At 42.2% G+C, this 6,126-nt stretch carries 2 protein-coding genes; both read left to right on the top strand.

The features are described 5' to 3' along the window. Positions 1 to 51 precede the first annotated feature (51 nt). Entirely contained in the window at positions 52 to 4,449 is a 4,398-nt protein-coding gene (locus tag H5185_RS06955; RefSeq protein WP_182741690.1) for a PAS domain S-box protein, read from the top strand. A 539-nt stretch (positions 4,450 to 4,988) separates the two neighbouring features. Next, a complete protein-coding gene (hyaA, locus tag H5185_RS06950; RefSeq protein ID WP_182741689.1) occupies positions 4,989 to 6,125 on the top strand; it encodes a nickel-dependent hydrogenase small subunit in 1,137 nt (378 codons plus the stop codon). The last annotated feature ends 1 nt before the right edge of the window (position 6,126 follow it).

Genomic DNA, 6,126 nt, shown 5'->3' with positions numbered 1-6,126 from the left:
GCTGGCTCTCGTAGAATACTACTTTTCTCTGTTCCCCTAACTTTGCTCATCATGGCAATCGTTTATTACTCCTTCAACTCCGGTCGTGATATTGCGTTTCGTTACTCTCCGCTGATCGATGCCGCTATCAAAATTAAGCTTGAGGCGACAACAGGACACTTGTGGTTTGAAGAGGCAATTAGTGGTGATAGCAGCATCGATATTGACACTGTATGGGCTCATTTTGATAAATCACTATGGTATGCACATGTCATGCTTGAGGGCGGTAAGAATGGCGACACCGTCATCATGCCTCTTGATAATCCTGATTTACGCCAGCAAATTGACCAAACCATAGTCGACCTGCAAAAATTTCGCCACATGGCCCAACAACGTTGGGATGCACAATCCACATCCGCTATTGGTTCTGATATTGACCAACAATTTGACCAAGCTTTTATCGCGTTTAACCTTGCGGTTGATCATGTGGAAACCGCCCTGCAACAAGTTATCAATGACGATCTACACACCTTTAAACTCATGCAACTATTGCTTGCGGCTCTTATCTTGATGGTAGGGATTGTTATTGTGAGTTTGTTGTTGCGTTACAACACAAGAATAAACAAACACCTGCTGACGTTATTTAAACAAGAAGAAAGACTGCGGATTACCTTAAGCTCTATCGGTGATGCAGTAATAGTTACCGATACCCATGGCACGGTGACCTATATAAACCCTGTAGCAATTCAACTTACCGGCTGGACATCTCTTCAGGCATTAGGACAACCGCTTACAAAAGTGTTTAATATTGTTGATGCTTACACACTTGAATCGGTCAATAACCCGGTAAAAAGAGTCCTTGATACTGGCTCAATCGTCGGCCTGGATAATCACACTAAGCTTATCGCTAAAGATGGATCTGAATATCACATTGCCGACTCAGCTGCGCCAATGCGCAATCCTGCTGGTGATATCAGTGGTGTGGTGCTTGTGTTCAGAGACATTACCGAAGAGCGGACATTATTTTCTGAGCTTGAATCGAGTCAGGCAATGATAAAAGCTTTATTAAACACTGTTCCTGATATGATTTGGTTGAAAGATACCCAAGGAAGTTATTTAGCCTGTAACACCAAATTTGAAGAAATGTATGGCGCCAAGGAACATGAAATCATCGGTAAGACCGACTTTGATTTTTTCAGCCATGAGCTTGCTACTTTTTTTCGCCACAATGATGCCAAAGCACTCCACGCCGGTGAATCCACCGTCAATGAAGAATCGCTGACATTTGCCAATGACGGTCACGTTGAACAGGTCGAAACCATAAAAACACCGATGAAAGACAATCATGGTCACTTAGTGGGTATTTTAGGTGTAGCCAGAGATGTCACTAACTATAAGAAATCATTGGAACAACTTAAGCAAAGTGAGGCCAGGTTAAAAGAAGCGCAAGTTTATGCCAAAATTGGCTATTGGGAATTACTGCCCGACCAGAAAACCGCCGTTTGGTCTGATCAAATGTGTGCGTTATTTGGACTGGTTGAAAACGCCAAAGCAGATCCGCAAACCCTTTGTAACGTGATGAATAAAAGTGACATTGACACTTTTATGGCATCAGTTAAAGAATGCTTCTTGACTGGCCGAGAACACCATGTTGAATATCGGATCATTAGGCCCAAAGATGGTGAAGAGCGCTGGATAGAATGTCGAGGACAATTGATCACAAATAGCGCAGGTGAAGTGCAAAAGATAGCTGGTTTTATCCAAGATATAACTGAGCGCAAAAAAGCTGAAGATACCTTACGCAAAAGTGAAGCAACCATCCAAAACAAGCTCAAAGCAATATTAGAGCCCGATGCAGACATTGGTGCCTTATCGCTATCGGATATCATTGATGCAGAGGCGCTGCAATCTCTGATGGATGATTTTTATGATTTAACCGGCATGTTAGGTGCAGTACTTGATATCGAAGGAAATATTCTTGTCAGCGTAGGTTGGCAAGATATCTGTACCCAATTTCATCGCTGCCATCCTCAAACACGAAAAAATTGTATAGAGAGCGATGCAGTGCTCACACACAATGTTGAGCACAATACATTTAAGGAATACAACTGCAAAAACAATATGTACGAAATGGTTGCCCCTATTGTTATTGGTGGCAAGCATCTCGGCAATGTGTTCATTGGTCAGTTCTTTTATCAGGATAAAATCCCTGATGTTGAGATATTTCGCCAACAAGCACACCAATATGGCTTTGATGAACAGACGTACCTTGCCGCTCTCGATAAAGTGCCGCGCTTTACCCGTGATGAGGTCGCCCATGGAATGCGATTTTATACCAAACTCACCGATATCATTTCTGCGTCAAGTTTCAGTGCCATCAAACAATCAAGGTTACTTGCGGAGCGAGAAAAAGCGCAAGAAAGACTGCAATTATTCTCAAGAGTGTTTAGTGATACCCATGAAGGCATCATGATTACCGACGCCAAACAACAGATACTTGATATCAACCCAGCATTCACCCAAATAACCGGTTATAGCCGAGGAGATATTATTGGTAATACACCAAACATATTGAGTTCGGGTAAACAAAGTCCGCAATTTTATGCACTGATGTGGCACACAGTTTCAGAAAATGGATACTGGCAAGGAGAAGTATGGAACAGGACAAAGCAAGGGCAACTCTATGCAGAATTACTCACTATTTCATCATTAACCAATAGCCAAAATGAAGTGACTCACTATGTTGGGATGTTTTCTGACATCACCAACAGTAAGCTACAACAAGACCAACTGAATTTAATGGCTCATTATGATGTTCTGACGAAACTGCCTAATCGCGCGTTATTTGTAGATCGTTTTCAACAATCCATTGCTCATAGTATGCGCACAGGACATCAACTTGCCGTGTGTTTCTTAGATTTAGATGATTTTAAACCCGTAAATGATAACTATGGTCATGATGTTGGAGATCGCTTATTAATTGAAGTCGCAAACCGCATTAGTGCCTGTATTAGAGAAGAAGATACCGTATCGCGGCAAGGCGGCGATGAATTTGCCATATTACTCAATGATATTAAGTCTGCTTCACAATATGAAGTAACCATAGACCGAATCCATAAAGCGTTAGCAGAACCTTATATCATTGATGATATACAACATCGTATTACCGTTTCTAGTGGGCTGACCTTATATCCTGCTGATAATGGTGATATAGATACGTTATTGCGTCACGCTGATCACGCTATGTACCAATCGAAATTAACCGGTAAAAATCGTTCTCGATTATACAGTGCCGATTCTGACCAGCTTATTATCCAAAAAAATCATCACCTCCAAGAAATTCAACAGGCATTTGCTAACCATGAATTTCAGCTCTACTATCAGCCGAAAGTGAATATGGTCAGTGGACATGTATTTGGCGTAGAGGCTTTAATACGTTGGAACCACCCACAGAAAGGGCTCACTTCACCGGGAGATTTCTTACCATTTATCGATGGTACCGTATTAGAAATCGACATCGGCGAGTGGGTTATCAATCAGGCTTTACAACAACTTGATGATTGGCAAAAACAAGGTATTAAACTTGAAATTAGCGTTAATATTTCGTCAAATCATCTGCGTACGCCAACGTTTGTTGCTCATCTTGAAGATAGTTTAAGCCAGTATCCCAATAATAATGCTCAATATTTGCAACTAGAGATATTAGAAAGTTCTGCTTTTGGCGACATCAATACCATTAATCATATTATTGAGGAATGCCAAAACCGGCTGGGGGTGAGCTTTGCACTGGATGATTTTGGTACTGGGTATTCATCGTTAACTCATTTAAGAAGTTTACCGGTGAATACGATTAAGATAGATCAGAGTTTTGTGCGAGACATACTCGATGACCCAAGTGACTACTCCATCATTGAGGGAGTCATTGCATTAACGAAATCATTTGACCGCAATGTTATTGCCGAAGGCGTTGAAACAACCAATCATGGTCTACTGCTGTTACTCATGGGCTGTGATCAAGCTCAAGGCTATGGAATAGCCAAACCTATGCCTGCAAAAGATTTTTTACCATGGCTAAGCAACTATATTCCAAATAAAAGTTGGCGTATTGGTGGTAATCAAAATCACAGTAACAAACAAACTAGCCTAGATATATTTAAACTGATCACTGCACAGTGGAGAGAGAAATTTGCCAAAAAGATTTTATCCTCTGCAGATGAAGGAATTCCTTGGCCCATTCTTGATGAGCAGACATGTCAATGCGGCAACTGGATCCGTCGAGAAAAGCAAGGGCAGTTATTTGAATCGCAATATATTCAACTATTTGAACACCATCATAGTAAGATTCATTTTATTGCTGATGGGATAAAGCATCAATATCTACACGGGCATCTTGATGCCGCCTGTGAGAGTCTGGTTGATTTAGATCTCGCATTCGATGACGTCGATAATACTGTTAGCTTATGCCAATAGCCTTGCTTGATTTTGCTCAAAGCACAGGGCTAACTCAAGTCTAGCGCGGCGAACATAAGTCGATTAGCAGTGCTTGCCTAAACTGATGGGTAATCTTAAATACATCATACTCTGGCAGTATACTCTGGCAGTAGTCAGTTATTTTATATCAGCTTATTGCTATTCAAAATAAGCATCAAGCTTCACCCGTTATCCCACATCTAGCTGATAATGGCCGCAAAACGTTTTTCATTTTCACTGATTCATTTTGATCTATAAGCAAAATGAATCGGTCACGCCATACAATCTCAACTGAATCACTGCCGTTCACTGCGCGATCACGTCCTGAGCTAAAATATGATCTGAGACAATTTGTCCAAATAGAGTTTTGTTAACTTGATCAACCTCATAAATTAGAAGCTACAAGCTTATTTTTGATAAGGAAATTTCTTACAAGTTGATTTACATCAAAGAGGATTTTTAGCCGAGTTCTAAAATTGATACCGATAGATTGCAACTCATTATTAGCAACTGAGCTAACTTAAGCAGAAGGTATCAACATGGACACACATGCAGCCCTTTATAAACAGGGTCAAGATCGCCTTGATTATTTACGCCAATTTGCCCAACGTCAGCCTGTCTCATTACAAGAAAAAATGGCTAACCTTGGGATATCTCGTCGAGACTTCATTAAATGGACCGCATCGGTCTCTGCAATGTTTGCCTTGCCCCTACCCTTTAGTAACTTGGTCGCTGAAGCAGCTGAATTAGCCGACCGAGTCCCTCTCATTTGGTTGCACCTAGCCGAATGTACTGGTTGCTCAGAGTCATTAATTCGCACTGACTCCCCCAACCTTGACACGTTAATTTTCGATCATATCTCACTTGAATATCATGAGACGCTGATGGCGGCCTCTGGTTGGCAAGCTGAAGAAAACTTAGAAAATGCCCTTGAAACCTACAAAGGTCGCTATTTACTTGCGGTTGAAGGCGCTGTGCCGACGGCTAACAATGGCACCTTTTTAACCGTCGGCTGTAAAGGCCATACGGGTCTGCACATTGTCAAAGAAGCGGCTGAAAATGCTGCGGCAATTGTCTCTGTTGGCACCTGTGCCGCCTTTGGTGGTGTACAAGCCGCAGCGCCAAATCCGACAGTGGCAAAAGGAGTTTATGAAGTGGTCGATAAGCCGGTGATTAACTTAGGCGGTTGCCCTCCGAGTGAAAAGAACATTGTTGGCACAATAATGTATTTCATTATGTTCGGTAAGTTGCCAGCCCTGGATATGTTTAATCGTCCTAAATGGGCCTATGGCGCACGGGTACATGATAATTGTGAACGTCGTGGTCGCTTTGATGCCGGCGAGTTTGTTGAAGAATTTGGTGATGAAGGCGCAAAAGCTGGTTACTGCCTTTATAAAGTCGGTTGTAAAGGTCCTTACACCTACAACAACTGCCCTACGGAGCGTTTTAATCATCACACAAGTTGGCCTGTGTTAGCCGGTCACGGATGTATGGGGTGCTCTGAGCCTAATTTCTGGGATGACATGGCCGATTTTGAAAAACCACTCGGACGCCAACTGTTACACGGTGTTGATGCTACAGCTGACACCATAGGTGCAGTCATTTTAGGCGCAACCGTTGTCGGTATTGGCGCCCATGCAGTAGCAAGCGTATTTGCTAAGCCTTTGGAGGAATAAT

Origin of the sequence: Shewanella sp. SG44-6 (genome assembly GCF_014164185.1) — a bacterium.
Classification (GTDB): domain Bacteria; phylum Pseudomonadota; class Gammaproteobacteria; order Enterobacterales; family Shewanellaceae; genus Shewanella; species Shewanella vesiculosa.
Note: the sequence above shows the minus strand (reverse complement) of the source record. Positions and strands in the feature narration are given on the sequence as shown.